The 17,682-nt window shown below is 65.4% G+C and carries 14 protein-coding genes; 6 read left to right on the forward strand and 8 right to left on the reverse strand.

From position 1 onward, the window contains the following. Window positions 1–38 precede the first annotated feature (38 nt). Window positions 39–860, forward strand: coding sequence for an NAD(P)-dependent oxidoreductase (locus HND55_14285; protein QKK03729.1), 822 nt, complete (start codon window positions 39–41; stop codon window positions 858–860). A 53-nt stretch (window positions 861–913) separates the two neighbouring features. Here the strand turns inward: HND55_14285 and HND55_14290 are convergent, their stop codons facing one another. Further along, window positions 914–2,203, reverse strand: a complete 1,290-nt coding sequence (locus tag HND55_14290) for a citrate synthase (GenBank protein QKK03730.1) — start codon at window positions 2,201–2,203, stop codon at window positions 914–916. 185 nt (window positions 2,204–2,388) lie between these two features. On the opposite strand from HND55_14290, the gene HND55_14295 reads away from it, so the two are divergent. Beyond that, window positions 2,389–3,495: a hypothetical protein gene (locus tag HND55_14295; GenBank protein ID QKK03731.1), complete on the forward strand. Its 1,107-nt coding sequence runs from the start codon at window positions 2,389–2,391 to the stop codon at window positions 3,493–3,495. A gap of 55 nt (window positions 3,496–3,550) precedes the next feature. Here the strand turns inward: HND55_14295 and recG are convergent, their stop codons facing one another. The 6 genes from recG to HND55_14325 all read right to left on the reverse strand — a co-directional run bounded on the left by recG (window position 3,551) and on the right by HND55_14325 (window position 10,403). Next, a complete protein-coding gene (recG, locus tag HND55_14300) occupies window positions 3,551–5,611 on the reverse strand; it encodes an ATP-dependent DNA helicase RecG (GenBank protein ID QKK04126.1) in 2,061 nt (686 codons plus the stop codon). 24 nt (window positions 5,612–5,635) lie between these two features. Continuing rightward, window positions 5,636–6,025, reverse strand: coding sequence for a RidA family protein (locus HND55_14305; GenBank protein QKK03732.1), 390 nt, complete (start codon window positions 6,023–6,025; stop codon window positions 5,636–5,638). Between the two features lie 399 nt (window positions 6,026–6,424). Continuing rightward, a complete protein-coding gene (locus HND55_14310; protein QKK03733.1) occupies window positions 6,425–8,539 on the reverse strand; it encodes a bifunctional (p)ppGpp synthetase/guanosine-3',5'-bis(diphosphate) 3'-pyrophosphohydrolase in 2,115 nt (704 codons plus the stop codon). Window positions 8,540–8,588: 49 nt separating this feature from the next. Next, complete coding sequence (gene rpoZ / locus HND55_14315; GenBank protein ID QKK03734.1) at window positions 8,589–8,861, reverse strand: DNA-directed RNA polymerase subunit omega; 273 nt, start codon at window positions 8,859–8,861, stop codon at window positions 8,589–8,591. A gap of 47 nt (window positions 8,862–8,908) precedes the next feature. Continuing rightward, window positions 8,909–9,544 carry a guanylate kinase gene (gene gmk, locus HND55_14320; protein ID QKK03735.1) on the reverse strand — a complete coding sequence of 212 codons (636 nt, stop codon included), beginning with the start codon at window positions 9,542–9,544 and terminating at the stop codon, window positions 8,909–8,911. Continuing rightward, a complete protein-coding gene (locus tag HND55_14325; protein QKK04127.1) occupies window positions 9,534–10,403 on the reverse strand; it encodes a YicC family protein in 870 nt (289 codons plus the stop codon). The genes gmk and HND55_14325 overlap by 11 nt, the downstream gene beginning before the upstream one ends. Window positions 10,404–10,470: 67 nt before the next feature. On the opposite strand from HND55_14325, the gene rph reads away from it, so the two are divergent. From rph to HND55_14345, 4 genes are all read left to right on the forward strand, one after another. Further along, window positions 10,471–11,199 carry a ribonuclease PH gene (rph, locus tag HND55_14330; protein ID QKK03736.1) on the forward strand — a complete coding sequence of 243 codons (729 nt, stop codon included), beginning with the start codon at window positions 10,471–10,473 and terminating at the stop codon, window positions 11,197–11,199. Next, window positions 11,189–11,788 carry an RdgB/HAM1 family non-canonical purine NTP pyrophosphatase gene (gene rdgB / locus HND55_14335; GenBank protein QKK03737.1) on the forward strand — a complete coding sequence of 200 codons (600 nt, stop codon included), beginning with the start codon at window positions 11,189–11,191 and terminating at the stop codon, window positions 11,786–11,788. Before rph ends, rdgB begins: the two co-directional genes overlap by 11 nt. Before the next feature lie 837 nt (window positions 11,789–12,625). Beyond that, window positions 12,626–13,864, forward strand: a complete 1,239-nt coding sequence (locus tag HND55_14340; protein QKK03738.1) for an oxygen-independent coproporphyrinogen III oxidase-like protein — start codon at window positions 12,626–12,628, stop codon at window positions 13,862–13,864. Between the two features lie 571 nt (window positions 13,865–14,435). Continuing rightward, the gene (locus HND55_14345; protein ID QKK03739.1) at window positions 14,436–15,704 is read left to right on the forward strand and encodes an MFS transporter; all 1,269 of its coding nucleotides are present in this window, start codon (window positions 14,436–14,438) and stop codon (window positions 15,702–15,704) included. 884 nt (window positions 15,705–16,588) lie between these two features. On the opposite strand, the gene HND55_14350 is transcribed toward HND55_14345, so the two are convergent. Continuing rightward, the gene (locus tag HND55_14350) at window positions 16,589–17,632 is read right to left on the reverse strand and encodes a histidine kinase (protein QKK03740.1); all 1,044 of its coding nucleotides are present in this window, start codon (window positions 17,630–17,632) and stop codon (window positions 16,589–16,591) included. Between the last annotated feature and the right edge of the window lie 50 nt (window positions 17,633–17,682).

The raw sequence follows: 17,682 nt of genomic DNA on the forward strand, positions 1-17,682 counted from the left end.
AATGCGATGTTCTGTCCCTGGAATGACGATTTGCCATCATGAATCCATCACTCAAGCAAAAAACCCTGTTCATTACCGGCGGCTCACGCGGCATTGGCCTGGCCATTGCGCTCCGGGCCGCCGCCGACGGCGCCAACATCGCGATTGCCGCCAAGACCGATCGACCGCACCCGAAACTGCCCGGCACCATTCACACGGCGGCGGCGGAAATCGAGGCGGCCGGGGGCCAGGCGCTGCCGCTGAAAGTCGACATTCGCGACGAAACAGCCGTTGCCGATGCCATGCGCGAGACAGCCGACCGGTTCGGCGGCATCGACATCCTGGTCAACAACGCCTCGGCGATCTATCTGGCACCCACGCCGGACGTACCGATGAAGCGCTTCGATCTCATGCACGGGGTCAATACGCGGGGGACGTTCGTCTGCTCGCAGACCGCCCTGCCCTGGCTGGAGCGGGCCGGGAACCCGCATATTCTCAATCTCTCACCGCCGCTGAATATGGACGCGAAGTGGTTCGCACCGCACGTCGCCTACACCATGGCCAAGTACGGCATGAGCATGTGCGTGCTGGGCATGGCAGCGGAATTCCGCGAGCGCGGCATTGCCGTCAACGCCCTGTGGCCGAAGACGGTCATCGCCACGGCCGCGCTGGCCATGCTCGGCGGCGCCGTCCGGCCGGAGAACTGCCGCAAACCCGAGATCCTGGCTGACACCGCCCACTGGATCCTGACCCGGCCCGCCGGCGAGACCACCGGCCATTTCTTCATCGACGAGGATGTGCTCGAGAAGATGGGTGTGACCGACCTGGACCAGTACGCCGTCGAGCCCGGCAACGAGCTGTTGCCGGATCTGTTTATTTGAGGAGGAGGGAAGCGGCGCAAGGCGCCTTTCACCTTTCGCCTTTCACCTCGCCCCTACCGCCTGTCGATCGCCACATAGTCGCGCTCGGCGGCGCCGGTGTAGACCTGGCGGGGCCGCCCGATGCGGTGGGGCGTGGCCGACTGTTCCAGCCACTGGCTAACCCAGCCAACGGTGCGGCCGATGGCGAACATGGCGGTGAACATGCTGGTCGGGATCCCCAGGGCCTTGTAGATGATGCCGGAGTAGAAATCAACGTTGGGATACAGCTTGCGCTCGACGAAGTAGTCGTCTTCGAGCGCAATCCGTTCCAGCTCCATGGCCAGATCAAGCAGCGGATCCTGCTGGCCCAGATCTTCGAGCACCTCGTGGCAGGCCTTGCGAATGATGGTGGCACGCGGATCGAAATTCTTGTAGACGCGATGGCCGAAGCCCATCAGCCGGAACGGGTCGTTTTTGTCCTTGGCGCGCTTGATGAACTCGCCGACCCGGCTGAGATCGCCGATCTCGTTGAGCATGTTGAGCACGGCCTCGTTGGCGCCACCATGTGCCGGCCCCCATAGCGCCGCCAGGCCGGCGGCCACGCAGGCATAGGGATTGGCGCCGGTCGATCCGACCAGCCGGACGGTCGAGGTCGAGGCATTCTGTTCGTGGTCGGCGTGCAGGATGAACAGCAGATCCAGCGCCCGGGCCGCCACCGGATTGACTTCGTAGGCCTCGGCTGGAACCGAAAACATCATGTGCAAGAAGCGCTCGGAGTAGTCCAGCGAGTTGCGCGGGTAGGCGCTCGGCCAGCCCATGTAGTGGCGGTAGGCAGCGGCAGCAATGGTCGGCATCTTGGCGATCAGCCGTTTGGCGGCCAGCTCGCGCTGCTCGGGATCGTTGACGTCGAGCTTGTCGTGATAGAAGGCGGCCATCGAGCCCACGACACCCGACAGAATGGCCATCGGATGGGCGTTGTAGTGAAAGCCCGAGATAAAGTTGTTGATCTTCTCGTGGACCATGGTGTGGTAGGTAATATCGCGCTCGAACTGACCGTACTGGTTCGGGTCGGGCAGTTCGCCGTAGAGCAGCAGATAGGCCACCTCGACAAAGTTGGACCGCTCGGCCAGCTGCTCGATCGGATATCCGCGGTAGCGCAGGATGCCGGCATTGCCGTCAATGAATGTGATGTCACTCTTGCAGCTCGCCGTCGCCCCGTAGCCGGGATCGAAGGTGAAGTATCCCAGTGTCGGGTGCAGCTGGCTGATGTCCAGCGTCGGATCACCTTCAGTACCGGCCACCACCGGCAGCTCCAGTACTTTTCCGGACTCCTCGTCGGACAGGGTGATGTTGCGGTCGCTCACCGGGGTCTCCTTGGGCTGTGGTTTGACGAACCGGTACGACAATGCCGTGCCGTACGGAGCGGCAAAGTATCGCACAACCCGGGGGGCGCTTGCATCAACGGTAGCAACCGAACGGCGCGCCGGGATGCGCGCTGCCGCTTCCGTCTGCTACGCTTGGAGCAGTCTTGCCTCGCCTGGAGCGATCGATGAGCCTTGCCAAACGGACAACAGCCGTCATCATGTTCTGCACGGTGGTCGTGTCGTCGGCAAGGGCCGACATGGTCATCGATGCCGACATGACCGGAAACTGGTTCGTTGCCGGTCAGCCCGGACATGGCCTGCAGCTCGAAATCATCGATCTGAGTCGCGCGGTCGTTGCCTGGTATACCTTCGACACCGAGGGCCAGCCCCTGTGGCTGTTCGGTGAGGGCCGCATCGAAGGCGACACGATCGTTGCCGATCTGTACCGCTTCGAGGGCACCCGCTTTCCGCCCGACTTCGAGTCCGACGAGATTGCGGGCACGAAGTGGGGCCGAATCCAGATCCGCCGCACCGGCTGCGATGCGGCAGCGTTTTCCTACACACCCGAAGAGGGCGCCTACCTGCCCGCCGAGTTCCCGCTGCAGCGGCTGACCCGCATCGATGGCTCGCGCTGCGGCCCGGAGGCGCCGGGCCAGACCGTGGCCTGGGATCTGCGTCACGGCAACCAGGGCTTCGAGCCGCTGTTTGTCGACTATCCCGAAGGCGGGGAGGACTTCTACGAGTTGGCCGCGGGCCACCGCGCAATGCCGGCACCATGGGATGATCGCGGCGGCATCGAGATCAGCGGCAACAATCACTCCGACGATCTGATGATGCTGCTGTTTCGCCCGCTTCGCGGACTGACTCCCGGCGCCAGCTATGTCATCGAGCTGGAGATGCAGTTTGCCAGCGATGTGCCGTCAGGCTGCGTCGGTATCGGCGGGTCGCCCGGGGACAGCGTGTTCATGCGGCTCGGCGCGGCCGGCCAACGGCCCGATACCGAGATCGTCGACGGCATGCACCGGGCCATCCTCGACCTGGGTCAGCAGGCCAGCCCGGGTGACGATGCGCTGGGCGTCGGCACTCTGGCCAACGGCCTTGATGAATCGCTGTGCGCGGATCCGGATCGGCCGTGGCGCCTCAAGCGCGTCTCGACCGCCGGGCAGGCACTTGAAGTCACCGCCGACGCCGAGGGCCGCATCTGGGTCTACGGCCTGAGCGATTCGGGATTCGAGGGCACCACGATCTGGTACCTGACCGAATTCGTGGTGCGGCTGGACGAACTGGAGTAGCCGGCCAGGGCACCCATCCGACCACCGCCTTCGGGGCCATGGCGCCAGCGTCGGCTCAGACGTCCACGAACTGCTCGGCATCCCCCAGCCAGCGCTCGATGATCAGGTCGGCGCCTGCAGCATCAAGCGTTCCGGCCAGCGACTTGACCGAATCGAGCAGCCCGGCATCGCGCGCCAGGTCGGCCACGCGGAAACGCAGCATGCCGGTCTGGCGGGTGCCGAGCACCTCACCGGGGCCGCGCAGCTCGAGATCCCGTTCGGCAATGACGAAGCCGTCGTTGGTCTCGCGCATCGTCTCAAGGCGCTTCTGCGCGGTCTGTCCCAGCGGCGGTTTGTAGATCAGCACGCAGGCGGCCTGTTCGCTGCCGCGTCCGACCCGGCCCCTGAGCTGGTGCAGCTGAGACAACCCGAGCCGCTCGGCGTTTTCGATCATCATCAGGCTGGCATTGGGTACATCCACGCCAACCTCGATCACCGTGGTCGCGACCAGCAGGTCGACCCGGCCGCCGGCGAAGTCTTCCATCACGCCCTGCTTGTCGGTCGGTTTCATGCGACCGTGAACCAGCCCGACGGTAAACTGCGGCAAGGCTGCGGCCAGCTCCCCGGCGGTCGACTCGGCCGCCTGTGCCTCGAGCACATCGGACTCCTCGATCAGCGGGCAGACCCAGTAGGCCTGGCGACCCTCGGCCAGGGCGCGCCTGAGGCGCTCGATGATTTCCTCGCGACGGCCCTGACTGATGGCCACGGTAGTCACCGGCTTGCGACCCGGCGGCAGCTCGTCGATCACCGAAATGTCGAGGCCGGCATAGCTGGTCATCGCCAGGGTGCGCGGGATCGGTGTGGCGGTCATCACCAGCTGGTGCGGCACGCGCTGCCCCTCGCTGCCCTTGGCGGCTAGCGCCAGGCGTTGATGCACGCCGAAGCGGTGCTGCTCGTCGACCACGACCAGCGCCAGGTCACGGAATTCCACGCCTTTCTGGAACAGGGCATGCGTGCCGATCGCGATCGACGCATCGCCGGCCAGGCCCTCAAGCGCCTCGCGCCGGGCCTTGCCCTTGACCTTGCCGGCCAGCCAGACCGGCTCGATATCCAGCGGACCAAGCCACGCCGAGAGCGTGTTGAGGTGCTGCTCGGCCAGAATTTCGGTGGGCGCGACGATCGCCGCCTGGCGGCCGCTGGCGGCCGCGGCCAGCAGGGCGAAGGCCGCGACCAGTGTCTTGCCCGAGCCGACGTCGCCCTGCAACAGGCGACGCATGGGCCGGCGTCCGGCCAGGTCGCCCGCAATCTCGGCAATCACGCGTCGCTGTGCGCCCGTCGGCGCGAAGCCGACGGCCTCGAGCAGGCGCGACTCAAGCGCCGCATCCGGTTTGAGCGGCCGCGATTGCTGACGGGCGCGGGCGCGGTTGAGCCGGGTCAGGGCGAGGTGATGGGCCAGCAGCTCTTCAACGGCCAGACGCTGCACGGCCGGATGATGGCCGTCGAGAAGGGCGTCGAGTCTCTCGTCAGGTGCCGGCCGGTGAACGATGCGAACGCACTCGACCAGAGCCGGACAAGCAGCTCCGGCCAGCGCATCCGGCAGCGCCAGCGCACCGGAAAGCGCGCGCTCGACAGCCGCGTCGATCAAGCGGGCCAGCGTGGCCTGGGCCAGGCCCTGGGTAACCGGGTAGATGGCGGTCAGGTACTTCGGCAGCGGCGGCGCGGCGCCCTTGCCCAGCACCTGCGCCTGTGGATGGGCCATTTCAAAACCCTGCGGCCCGAAACGCACATCGCCGAAGCAGCGCACCCGGTTGCCCACCCGGAACATGCGCTGCTGCGAGGGGTAGAAGCGGAAGAAACGAAGCGTGATTTCGCCGGCGTCGTCGGCCAGCGTCACCAGCAGCATGCGCCGCCGGCGCTGCACCACTTCATGGTGGACGACCCGGCCCTCGACCTGCACGCGGGTGTCCGGCCGAACCCGGTTCATCGGCACGATACGCGTGCGGTCTTCGTAGCGCAACGGGCGATGGAACAGCAAGTCGATCTCGCGGGTCAGGCCCAGCGCCTTCAGGCGCGAGGCCACCTGCGGCCCGACGCCATCGAGTTCGCTGACCGCGCGCAGGCCGCCTTCGCTCACGATGCAGACAATACCGGTCGACGGCGTTCAGCCGCCGCCCAGCACCATGACGGCATCCATCTCGACCGGCACGCCCCTGGGCAGGGCCGAAACCTCGACAGTGGCCCGCGCCGGATACGGCTCGGAGAAGCGCTCGGCCATCAGCTCGTTGACCACACCAAACTGCCCCAGGTCAGTCAGGAAGATATTGAGCTTGACGACATCGTCAAGCGAGCCGCCGGCTGCCTCGGCCACCGCCTTCAGGTTGTCAAATACGCGGTTGACCTGATCGGTGAAGTCGCCTTCGACGACTTCGCCGGTCGCCGGATCGAGCGGAATCTGACCGGACAGGTAAACCGTGTCACCGGACCTGACGGCCTGGGAATACGGCCCGATGGCCGCCGGTGCGTGGCTGGAATGGATGGGTTGTCTTGACATGATCCTTCTCCGGGGATGTAAGCCAGGCAGCGTGTCAATCGTTCAGCCCTTGATGCCGCAGACGAGCCGATCTCGCATGGTTGATAAGACTTGCGCGCAGGATGGCTCCGGCAACAGGGCGTGTCCGAAGAACGGGCCTCGCCTCCACCCTGCGGCCGAACGTGCAGACTTGCCTTGTAACAGCACCCGCGCCGGCATGCAACTCGTTTGATCCCGCGTCATTCACCACCCGCACGTCACGAGAGGTCGTCAGGGCGTGCAGATAAGGCGTTTCTCGACCGAGCGCGCCGGAAATGCACTCACCTGTACGGTGAAGGATGCGCGACCGAGCGAAACGGTGCAGATGCGCGGTCTGGCGGCGTCGCAGTAGAGCGGGTGGTGAATCAGGCGGATTGATACTCACGCGATCTCCCGCGTGACTTTTAGCACGTGGCGGTTGCGGCGCAGACGGCGCATGACGCGCGCGAGCTGATCGCGCCCGGTCACGGCCAGGGTGAAGTGCAAAATGGCCGTCTCCCGCGTGCTGGAGGGCTGTTCGACCCGCTCGATGTTGGCGCCGACCTCGCTCAGGGTGGCCGAAACCGAGGCCAGCACACCGGGGCCGTTGACCGTCACGATCTTCAGCCGCACCAGGAACTGTCCACGCATCACCGGCGCCCAGTTGACTTCCAGACAGCGATCGGCATGGCTCTTGCGTAACTCCGGCACGTTGGGGCAGCGCTGCTGATGCACGACAATCCCCTTGCCGGGCGAGAGGTAGCCCATGATGGCATCACCGGGTACCGGATGACAGCAGTTGGCGTACTCGATGGCGCTGCCCTCGGTGCCGCCAATGGTCAGGCTTTCGGATTCTGGCTCCTCGCTGGACCGCCGCTGGGTCAACGGCAGCAGCTTGTGCGCAACGACTCGTGCGAGCATGTCACCGCGGGCAATCCGGATCAGCAGGTCTTCGAGGCGATCGACACCGAGGCGCTTGAGGTAGCGACCGAGCCGGCGCTGCGAAATCTTCTCGAGCGAATAGCCGCGGCGGGCCAGGGCCTGATCGAGCAGGCGATGGCCGATGGCGACCGAATCGGCCTGTTCGAGATTCTTCAGGTGGGCACGGATGCTGGAGCGCGCCTTGGAGGTGACCACGAACTCCAGCCATTCGGGCTGGGGCGTGGCCTCCGGATCGGTGATGATCTCGACCGTCTGACCACTTTCCAGGCGTGTGTTGAGTGGCATGGGTTCGCGGTCGATACGAGCGCCAACGGCCTGGTTGCCGATATCGGTATGGATGGCATAGGCGAAGTCCAGCGCGGTCGAATCGGCCTTGAGATCGATGATCTTGCCGCGCGGCGTGAACACGAAGACCTCGTCGGGAAACAGCTCGGCCTTGGCCGCGTCCAGGAACTCGACCGAATCGCCGGCACGCGACTGGGTCTCGACCAGCTTCAGCAGCCATTCACGGGCCCGCACTGCGGTCGATCCGTCCGGCGTGGCCTTGTAGAGCCAGTGCGCGGCAGCGCCCTTCTCGGCAACCAGGTCCATCTCCTCGGTGCGGATCTGCATTTCGACCGGTACGCCATAGGACGAATTGAGCACGGTGTGCAGCGACTGGTAACCGTTCGGCTTGGGCAGCGCAATATAGTCCTTGAAACTGCCGGGTTTGGGCTTGTAGAGCGCGTGCACGATACCCAGAGCCTGGTAGCAGTGCGGCTCGGACTGGGTCACGATCCGAAACGCGTACAGATCCATGACCTGGTCATAGGACAGCGACTTGTCGCGCATCTTGCGGTAGATGCTGTAGGTGGTCTTGGTACGGCCCTCGACGCGCGCCGGAATACCGGCCTCGCTCAGGCGCTTCTTGACCGATTCACCGATCGAGTCGATGATTTCGGCCCGGTTTCCGGCACTGCGCTTGACCCGGCGGCTGATGATGCGATAGCGGTTGGGATAGAGATGGCAAAAGCCCAGATCCTCGAGTTCCTCGCGCAGCTCGTTCATGCCCAGCCGGGCCGCGATCGGTGCGTAAATATCTAGCGTTTCGGCCGAAATCCGCCGCCGCGCGTTCACCGACATCGCCTCGATCGTGCGCATGTTGTGCAGACGATCAGCCAGCTTGATGAAGATCACGCGCAGGTCACGGCTCATGGCCAGCAGCAGCTTGCGGAAGCTCTCCGCATCGGCCTCGCGCCGGGTGCGGAACTTCATCTTGTCCAGCTTGGTGACGCCGTCGACCAGTTTTGCGATCTGCGGATCGAAGTCGCGCTCCAGATCTGCGTGTTCGAGCGCAGTGTCCTCGATGGTGTCATGCAGGATGGCTGCGGCGATGGTCTGGTGATCCATGCGCATGCCGGCGAGGATGCGCGCGACCTCAACCGGATGAAAGATATAGGCTTCGCCCGTGCGGCGCTTCTGACCCTCGTGCGCTTCGGCGCCAACCTCGTAGGCACGCAGCACGATGGCGACATGCTCCGGTTCGAGGTAAGTATTGAGCAGCCCCCTCAGCTCGCGAACCGGACCGGGCAGCATGGCACAACTCCGTTCGGGTGGGGGGGCGTCAGTCGGGTCGTGGCCAGGTTCAGTCGAGATCGTCCTCGGGCGGCGCTGGAATCTCGGACTGCATGGCCGCCAGCCGCGCGTCAAGCTCGGCCTGCAGGCCGGCAATGTTTTCGTCGGTGACCTCGCCCTCGGCAATCTCGCGCAGGGCCATGACGGTCGGCTTGTCCGATTCCTCTTCGACCAGCGGATCCGCGCCATTGGCAATCATGCGGGCGCGCTGCGCAGCGGTCATGACCAGCTCGAAGCGGTTGGGTACGGCCTCGATACAGTCTTCAACAGTTACTCTTGCCATAATGAAATCATGCTTCCTTGGGAAAAAATGGCCGTTGCGGCCGCGAATCAATCCCTTATTGTAATCCGGCTGGCTGATTCATCCAACAGCCGGGCGACCCGGGAGGCCTGACGCGATCGCCGCAGTGGCCAGGCGGTGATGATCGCCTGCAGATCTGTGACGGCGCGCTCGAAGTCCTGATTGACCACCATCCAGTCGAAATCCCGGCAGGCGCCGATCTCGCGCTGCGCCTCTCCAAGGCGCCGGCGAATCACGTCCGGCGCATCCAGACCGCGCTGTTCCAGCCGCCGCGCCAGCGTCTCCAGGGATGGCGGCAGGATGAAAATGGCGCAGGTTCCGGGATGACGCTGGCGCACCTGGGCGGCTCCCTGGACGTCGATTTCAAGCAGCACGTCCCGGCCCTGATCCCATAGCCGGCGAACGCGATCATGCGAGGTCCCGTAGAGGTTGCCGAATACCTCGGCATGTTCGAGATAGCGACCGGCTCCGACGCCCTGCCGGAAAGTGTCGACATCAACGAAATGGTAGTGCTCACCGTCGACTTCGCCGCGTCGCGCGGGGCGGGTCGTGTCGGAAATCGACAGCGCCAGGCGCGGGCAGCGCTCGATCAGGGCATTGATCAGGCTGGTCTTGCCGGCCCCGCTGGGCGCGGCAATGATATAGATTTCGCCGCTATTCGACATTCTGGACCTGCTCGCGCATCTGCTCGACCAGCACCTTGAGCTCCACCGCGGCCTGACCCACATCGGCCAGCGATGCCTTGGAGCCGAGCGTGTTGGCCTCCCGGTTGAGCTCCTGCATCAAAAAATCCAGGCGCCGGCCGACGGGCTCGTCGAGCGCCAGGACCCGGCGCACCTCGGCGACATGCGCCTCGAGCCGGTCCAGTTCCTCATCCACGTCGAGCTTTTGCAGCTGCAGCACCACTTCCTGCTCGATCCGGCCCGGCTCGACCGGCGCGGAAAGCGACTCGAGGCGCTGCCGAAAGCGCGCATCGAGCGCCTGGCGAATGGCGGGCAGCTGCTCACGCACCTGAGCGACCTGCTGTTCGACTCCGCCCAGACGCTGTTCGAGCATGGCGGCTATGGCCTCTCCCTCTCTGGCACGACTGGCCACAAGACTGTCGAGCGCCTGATCGAGCAGCGCCAGTGCCGGTGCGTGGATCTGCTCGGCGTCGATCGGCCGCTGTTCGATCAGGCCTGGCCAGGCCAGCAATCCGGTCAGCTCGGTGCGGGTATTACCGTCGGCCAGCTCAGCCAGCTCCTCATGGGCCTCGAGCAGCGAGCGCGCCAGATCCCGATTCAGGCGTATTTCCGCGGCCTGCACGCCGGGATCGAGCCGAAAACGCAGCCCGGCCTCGACTTTGCCGCGCGCCAGACGGTCTTTCAGACGCTGGCGCACATCCGGCTCGAGGGCGCGGAAGTCATCGGGCATCCGCAGCGACAGGTCCAGGTAGCGCTGGTTGACCGATCGCAGCTCCCAGGTCAGTTCGCCGGCGCCGGCGGTAGCAGAGCACCGCGCAAAAGCGGTCATTGAACGAATCATGTGCGCAAACCGGTTCAGTTCCGAATCGCTCATGGTACCCTTGGCGCACCCCGAATAGAAAGGACCCATGGCCTTGCAGAGAGCTTCCGGCCGACGGCTTGACGAACTGCGCCCTGTCTGTATCGAACGACATTACACCCGTCACGCTGAAGGCTCGGTGCTGATTTCTTGCGGCGATACGCGAGTGCTGTGTACCGCCAGCGTGGAAGAGCGCGTGCCGCCGTGGCTGCGCGGTCAGGGTCAGGGCTGGGTGACGGCCGAGTACGGCATGCTGCCGCGAGCGACCGGTACGCGCAACATGCGCGAGGCCACCCGCGGCAAGCAGGGTGGACGCACCCTGGAGATCCAGCGCCTGATCGGGCGCAGCCTGCGTTCGGTGGTCAACCTCGAGGCGCTGGGCGAGCGCACTGTCACCCTCGATTGTGACGTCCTGCAGGCCGATGGCGGGACGCGCACCGCGTCGATCACCGGCGCTTACGTGGCTCTGGTCGACGCCATGGACACCTTGTTCGACGCCGGCAAGCTCCGGCGCAAGCCCATCCACGGTCGGGTGGCCGCTGTGTCGGTGGGCATGCTTGGCGCCCATGCAGTGCTCGACCTGGACTACGCGGAAGACTCCGGCGCCGATACCGATCTGAACGTGGTCATGAACGACGGCGGTGGATTCATCGAGATCCAGGGCACCGCCGAGGGTCACGCCTTTCGCCGCGAAGAACTCAACGCCATGCTCGAGCTGGCCGAAAAGGGCGTGGCCGAACTGATCGTCACCCAGGAAGCCGCTCTCGATGGGGCTTGACGGCGGCAGGCTCGTCCTGGCCAGCGGCAATCCCGGCAAGCTCAGGGAGCTGTCGCACGTGCTCGAGCCTTTGGGTATCACGATCCATTCGCAAGCCGATTTCGATATCGATCCGGTCGAGGAAACCGGGCTGACCTTCGTCGAAAACGCGCTGATCAAGGCCCGCGAAGCGGCACGCGTATCACGGCTGCCGGCCCTGGCCGACGACTCCGGCCTGGTCGTGGAGGCGCTCAACGGTCGCCCGGGAATCCACTCGGCGCGCTATGCCGGTGCCCAGGCCAGCGACGCGGACAACAACCGCAAGCTGCTCGAGGAACTGGCCGACCTGCCGATGGAACGGCGCAGCGCACACTTCCACTGCTGCCTGGTGCTGCTGCGTCACGCCGCCGACCCGTCACCAATCATCGCCGAAGGCCGCTGGCACGGCCACATCCTCGAGACCGCGCGCGGCAGCAACGGCTTCGGCTACGACCCCCTGTTCCACGACCGCCAGCTCGGCGCCACCGCCGCCGAACTGCCGATGGAAGAAAAAGCCCGCGTCAGCCACCGCGGCCAGGCACTCGCGGCGCTGATCGAACGGTTGTCGTAGGTCGCCGTCGCATCCGCGACTGAGCTTTTCCTTTCGCCTTTCGCCTTTCCACTCACGCCTTCAGTACAGATTCCCCACCTCGTCCGTCGGGGACGCGGCCCCGACCTACCCGGATTCGTGGCCGAATCGCCGATGCAAGACACATGCCGTGCCCGGTGGGAATATAGTGAGTCGCATCCGCGACGGATTGCGAACACCCATCGCCCCGGTGGCGGCAGGTCGGGGTCGCATCCCCGACGGATTTCGAACACCCATCGCCCCGGTGGCGGTAGGTCGGGGTCGCATCCCCGACGGATTTCGAACACCCATCGCCCCGGTAGCGGCAGGTCGGGGTCGCATCCCCGACGGATTTCGAACACCCATCGCCCCGGTAGCGGCAGGTCGCGGTCGCATCCCCGACGGATTTCGAACACCCATCGCCCCGGTAGCGGTAGGTCGGGGTCGCATCCCCGACGGACGAGACATCCGAGGCCCCCATACCCCCGGTAGCGGCAGGTCGGGGGCGCACCCCCGGCGGATTTCGAACACCCATACCCCCGGTAGCGGTAGGTCGGGGTCGCATCCCCGACGGATTTCGAACACCCATCGCCCCGGTAGCGGTAGGTCGGGGTCGCATCCCCGACGGACGAGACATCCGAGGCCCCCATACCCCCGGTAGCGGCAGGTCGGGGTCGCACCCCCGGCGGATTTCGAACACCCATCGCCCCGGTAGCGGTAGGTCGGGGTCGCATCCCCGACGGACGAGACATCCGAGGCCCCCGGCCTTCCCATGCGCGCAATCACCGATTTGAGCACGCATGGCCCTCCGGTGGGGTAGCATGCCCCTCGTCCGCGGGGATGCGACCCCGGATAACGGCGCCATCAGCCAGGGATTTACCCATGCTTTCAGTACCCCCATTGTCGCTCTACGTTCACCTGCCCTGGTGCGTAGCCAAGTGCCCGTACTGCGATTTCAATTCGCATGCGCTGGCCGGGGAGCTGCCCGAGGAGCGCTATGTCGACGCGCTGCTGGCCGACCTGGAGACCGACCTGCCGCGAGTGTGGGGACGGCCGGTGGTCAGCGTCTTCTTGGGCGGCGGCACTCCCAGCCTGTTTTCGGCCGGGGCCATCGACCGGTTGCTGGCCGGCGTGCGCGCCCGCGTTCAGATCGCGCCCGGCGCGGAAATCACCATGGAGGCCAATCCGGGCACAGTCGAGCACGACCGTTTCGAGGCCTACCGCGAAGCCGGTATCAACCGCATCAGCCTCGGCATCCAGAGCTTCGATGACGCGCAGCTGAAGGAGCTGGGCCGGATTCATTCGGCCGACGAGGCCGCGGGCGCCATCGAAGCAGTGACGGCGGCCGGCTTCGAGCGCTTCAATCTTGACCTGATGTGGGCCCTGCCCGATCAGACGATCGACGGGGCCGTGGCCGACATCGAGCGCGCGCTGGCCTTCGGGCCGCGCCATCTGTCGCACTACCAGCTCACGCTCGAACCCAACACCGTGTTTGCCAAACACCCGCCGTCGCTGCCGCCCGAAGACGCGGTGATCGACATGCAGGAAGCCTGCGCCGGGCGCCTGTCGGCCGCTGGCCTTCATGCCTACGAGATTTCGGCCTGGGCCAAGCCGGACCAGGAAAGCGTCCACAATCTCAATTACTGGCGCTTTGGCGACTACCTGGGCATCGGCGCCGGTGCCCACAGCAAGATTACGCTGCCGGCCGAGGCGTGCATAATCCGCACCCGCCGAAAATCGCACCCGCGACCCTATCTGAAGGCGATCGACGACCGCAGCTTCATTGCCGAGGAAAAAACCGTCGGTCGCGACGAACTGGCTTTCGAGTATTTCCTTAACCGTCTGCGCCTGGACGAGCCCGTCGCGCTGGCCGAGTTCGAGGATCGGACCGGGCTGGCAGCCGGCACCGTTGGCGATGTCTTGACACAAGCCATCGAGTTGGGGCTGCTCGAGATCTCGAGCGCCGAAGGTCGGGGATGCGACCCCGACCGACCGATCGGGCGCTCGACCATTCTCCGGCGCAGCGAGCTGGGGCATCGCTATCTCAACGATCTGCAGGCGCTGTTCCTGCCGGACTGAGCAAGCTCGACAGGATTCGCTGATGGCATTGTTGACCCGGCAATCATGTCGATCGGATTCAGGGCATCAGGAATGGCTCAAATCCAGGCGTCGTGCACCGGAAGCAGCGGGATCGAGCCCCGGGTTGCCTAGTGTACCCCGTCACTCATCTTGTAACTTATAGAGCACCGTACAAGCCCGAGCGCAAGGCGGCGCTCGCCGGGAAGGGTGGTGCCCTTTGCAAGAGCGTCAACGCCGCGATCGGGCTTTTACGGCGCTCCCGGTCGGGCGAGCGCCTCAGGGGCCATCTGCGGCGTTGCGATTGCTTGACGTAGCCCCACTACGCCGGCGCAATCGCGCCTTGCATCTGGCCCCTGAGGCACTCGCTATAAGTCACAAGATGAGTGACGGGGTACACTAGAACCAACGCCATTTCAGGGCGATGGGGCCAATTGGAAACCTGGATATCGCTCAAGCAGCCTGCGGCTCATCGCCGCAGGCGGCCGACCCGTCGGAACCGTTGCGCCTCGGGGCCTGTCGGATGTCGGTTACTCTGAGATAATCGATCATCAGACTTCGGGAAATCCCAGCCATGCGCGGCATTGTCTCCATCGCCACCCTGCTGTTCGGTATCGGCGTTCTGCTGGCCGGCAACGGCCTGGTCGGCACCCTACTGGGCGTGCGTGGCGGCATGGAGGGCTTTTCCAGCGCCGTGCTGGGGCTGATCATGGCCGGCTATTTCTGCGGCTTTGTTGCCGGCACCTTCATCGTGCCCCGGCTGATCCGCGGCTGCGGCCATGTGCGCACCTTTGCCGCCCTGGCCTCGATCTGCTCGGTCACTGTACTGCTGCACGGCCTGTTTCCCAACCCGATCATCTGGCTGGTGGCGCGAGCAGCCGCCGGTATCTGCATCGTTGGCATCTACATCGTCATCGAAAGCTGGCTCAACGAACAGACCAGCAACGAACAGCGCGGCCATATTTTCTCGGTCTACATGACAACCACGCTGATCGGCCTCGGTATCGGCCAGATGCTGCTGCTGGCCGGCGACATCTCCACGTTGGAGCTGTTCGCCCTGGGTTCGGTGCTGATGTCGATCGGCCTGGTGCCGGTGGCGCTGACGCGGGTCAAGGAACCGCCTATCGTCGAAGCCCACCGCCTGGGTCTGGGCAGCCTTTACAAAACCTCTCCCCTGGGCGTAGTCGGCGCCCTGTTCGCCGGCGTCGGCACCGGTGCGTTTTGGGGCCTGGCGCCGGTGATGGCGGCCGGTATCGGCCTTGATGCAAGAGGCATTTCCGGCTTCATGAGCCTGAGCATTCTCGGCGGGGTGGTGATGATGTGGCCGATCGGGCGCATATCCGATCGTTTCGACCGGCGCAAGGTGCTGTCCTGGGTCTGTCTGGTCACCGGCCTGGCCGCGCTGTGCGCACTGTGGCTGATCGAGCTGGACCTGCGTCTGATCATGCTCGGGGGCCTGCTCTACGGCGCATTCGGTTTCAGCATGTACGCCCTATCGGCGGCGCATACCAATGATCATGTTGACAATGAACACATGCTCGAGGCCGCCTCCAGCCTGCAGCTGCTCTACGGTATCGGTGCCATCATCGGCCCGCTGTCTGCGGGCTTGCTGATGCAGCATACCGGGCCGGCTGCGCTGCTGCCGTTTATGGGCGTCTCGGCCCTGATCCCGGCCGGTTTTGCACTGTGGCGCATGCGCGTCAGCCCGCCGGTACCGCTCGAACAACAGGGTGACTGGGTGCCGCAGTTCGCCACGTCGCCGGCGGCCCTGGAGATGTACCCCGAGCTCGAGGAAGAAGACGACCCACCGGCCGGGCACACTGAGGAGGAGGCCCGGACGTAGCCTCGTTTGTCGGGGACGCGGCCCCGGCCTACGGGATTGCGGGCACGGAATGGGTCGGTCGCGGTCGCATCCGCGACAATTCCGGCCCGGGCAATATCGTAGGTCGCGGTCGCATCCGCGACGATCAGCACGCGTGAACAACCGATGGCGATTGGGAATGCCTCGTTTGTCGGGGACGCGGCCCCGACCTACGGGATTGCGGGCACGGAATGGGTCGGTCGCGGTCGCATCTGCGACAATTCCGGCCCGGGCAATATCGTAGGTCGCGGTCGCATCCGCGACGATCAGCACGCGTGAACAACCGATGGCGGTTGGGGATGCCTCGTCCGTCGGGGACGCGGCCCCGACCTGCGGGATTGCGGGCACGGAATGGGTCGGTCGCGGTCGCATCCGCGACAATTCCGGCCCGGGCAATATCGTAGGTCGCGGTCGCATCCGCGACGATCAGCACGCGTGAACAACCGATGGCGATTGGGGATGCCTCGTTTGTCGGGGACGCGGCCCCGACCTGCGGGATTGCGGGCACGGAATGGGTCGGTCGCGGTCGCATCTGCGACAATTCCGGCCCGGGCAATATCGTAGGTCGCGGTCGCATCCGCGACGATCAGCACGCGTGAACAACCGATGGCGGTTGGGGATGCCTCGTCCGTCGGGGACGCGGCCCCGACCTACGGGATTGCGGGCACGAAGTGGGTCGGTCGCGGTCGCATCCGCGACAATTCCGGCCCGGGCAATATCGTAGGTCGCGGTCGCATCCGCGACGATCAGCACGCGTGAGCAACCGATGGCGATTGGGGATGCCTCGTCCGTCGGGGACGCGGCCCCGACCTACGGGATTGCGGGCACGAAGTGGGTAGCTCGTTTGTCGGGGACGCGGCCCCGACCTACGCGGGCAGGATCATCTCCACGTAGAAGCGGCCGTCCTCCCGACGGGTTTTCAGGCGCGCGCCCTCCTCGTAGGCAAGCGCCAGTCGCTGGCGAATGTTGTCGAGCGCCATGCGGTTGCTCTCTGGCGGCCGGGCCGAAGTTTCGGCCAGGGGGTTGGTGACGACGAAACGTATCCGCCCCCAGCCAATCATGTCGCAATGCACCTGAACACAGCCGCCGTCGGGCCGTCGCGAAATACCATGCACAATGGCGTTTTCCACCAGCGGCTGCAGCAGCAGAGCCGGCAGCTGGCGCTCGAGCGGCAGACGGTCGTCAACCGACCAGTCCACTTCAAGTCGCTCGCCCAGCCGCAGCGATTCCAGCCGCAGATAGCCACGCACGAGTTCCAGCTCTTCGCCCAGCGCGTGCATGGCGCCCGGCTTGAGGCCGATCCGGATCAGGTCAGACAGATCCAGGGTGGCCTGCTCGGCCTGGTCGGGCTTGTCGTGGACCAGGCTGGCAATGGTGTTGAGCGAATTGAACAGGAAATGCGGGCGGATGCTGGCCTGGAGCGCATCCAGACGGGCGCGTGATTCGGCCGCGACCTGGCGCCGCCATTGCTGCTGCAGCACCAGGTAACGCACCAGCAGCAGCGAGGCCAGCAGGCTGATGAGCATGTTGCGAATCACGAACCACAGCGGGTCGGCACGTCCCTCCTCCGGCAACAGCATGACGACCAGCAGACTGGCTGCCAGGGTGACCAGCGGAACGGTCAGAAAAACCGCCGCATCGACTAAAGACGCCCGCCACCGCTGCAGCCGTCGCCGGAGCCCGCACACCAGCGCAGCCGACACCAGCACGACCCATTCGACAAACAGCACCGAAAGCCCGAACGCCAGCCACAGCTCATCGGCCGCCGACGAGCCGGCAAGGGCATGGATCAGGGCAACAATCAGGCCAACCAGCACCAGCAGCAAAAGGCTGCCCGGCGCGCACAGATCAGGCAGCACCCCATGGGCCGGGCCGTTGTCCGGCCCCGAACGTCTGGAACGATTCTTCAAGCGCGACCACTCTGTGGCGATCAGATCCCTGCCGCTACCTTAGCAAAGCG

This window comes from Pseudomonadota bacterium (genome assembly GCA_013285445.1).
Classification (GTDB): domain Bacteria; phylum Pseudomonadota; class Gammaproteobacteria; order Xanthomonadales; family Wenzhouxiangellaceae; genus Wenzhouxiangella.

Excerpts from the sequence above, each read along its gene's own strand:
- HND55_14285 (QKK03729.1), top strand. The coding sequence starts at position 39 with ATGAATCCATCACTCAAGCAAAAAACCCTGTTCATTACCGGCGGCTCA.
- HND55_14295 (QKK03731.1), top strand. The coding sequence starts at position 2,389 with ATGAGCCTTGCCAAACGGACAACAGCCGTCATCATGTTCTGCACGGTG.
- HND55_14305 (QKK03732.1), bottom strand. The coding sequence starts at position 6,025 with ATGTCAAGACAACCCATCCATTCCAGCCACGCACCGGCGGCCATCGGG.
- HND55_14310 (QKK03733.1), bottom strand. The coding sequence starts at position 8,539 with ATGCTGCCCGGTCCGGTTCGCGAGCTGAGGGGGCTGCTCAATACTTAC.
- rpoZ (QKK03734.1), bottom strand. The coding sequence starts at position 8,861 with ATGGCAAGAGTAACTGTTGAAGACTGTATCGAGGCCGTACCCAACCGC.
- gmk (QKK03735.1), bottom strand. The coding sequence starts at position 9,544 with ATGTCGAATAGCGGCGAAATCTATATCATTGCCGCGCCCAGCGGGGCC.
- HND55_14325 (QKK04127.1), bottom strand. The coding sequence starts at position 10,403 with ATGATTCGTTCAATGACCGCTTTTGCGCGGTGCTCTGCTACCGCCGGC.
- rph (QKK03736.1), top strand. The coding sequence starts at position 10,471 with ATGGCCTTGCAGAGAGCTTCCGGCCGACGGCTTGACGAACTGCGCCCT.
- rdgB (QKK03737.1), top strand. The coding sequence starts at position 11,189 with ATGGGGCTTGACGGCGGCAGGCTCGTCCTGGCCAGCGGCAATCCCGGC.
- HND55_14340 (QKK03738.1), top strand. The coding sequence starts at position 12,626 with ATGCGACCCCGGATAACGGCGCCATCAGCCAGGGATTTACCCATGCTT.
- HND55_14345 (QKK03739.1), top strand. The coding sequence starts at position 14,436 with ATGCGCGGCATTGTCTCCATCGCCACCCTGCTGTTCGGTATCGGCGTT.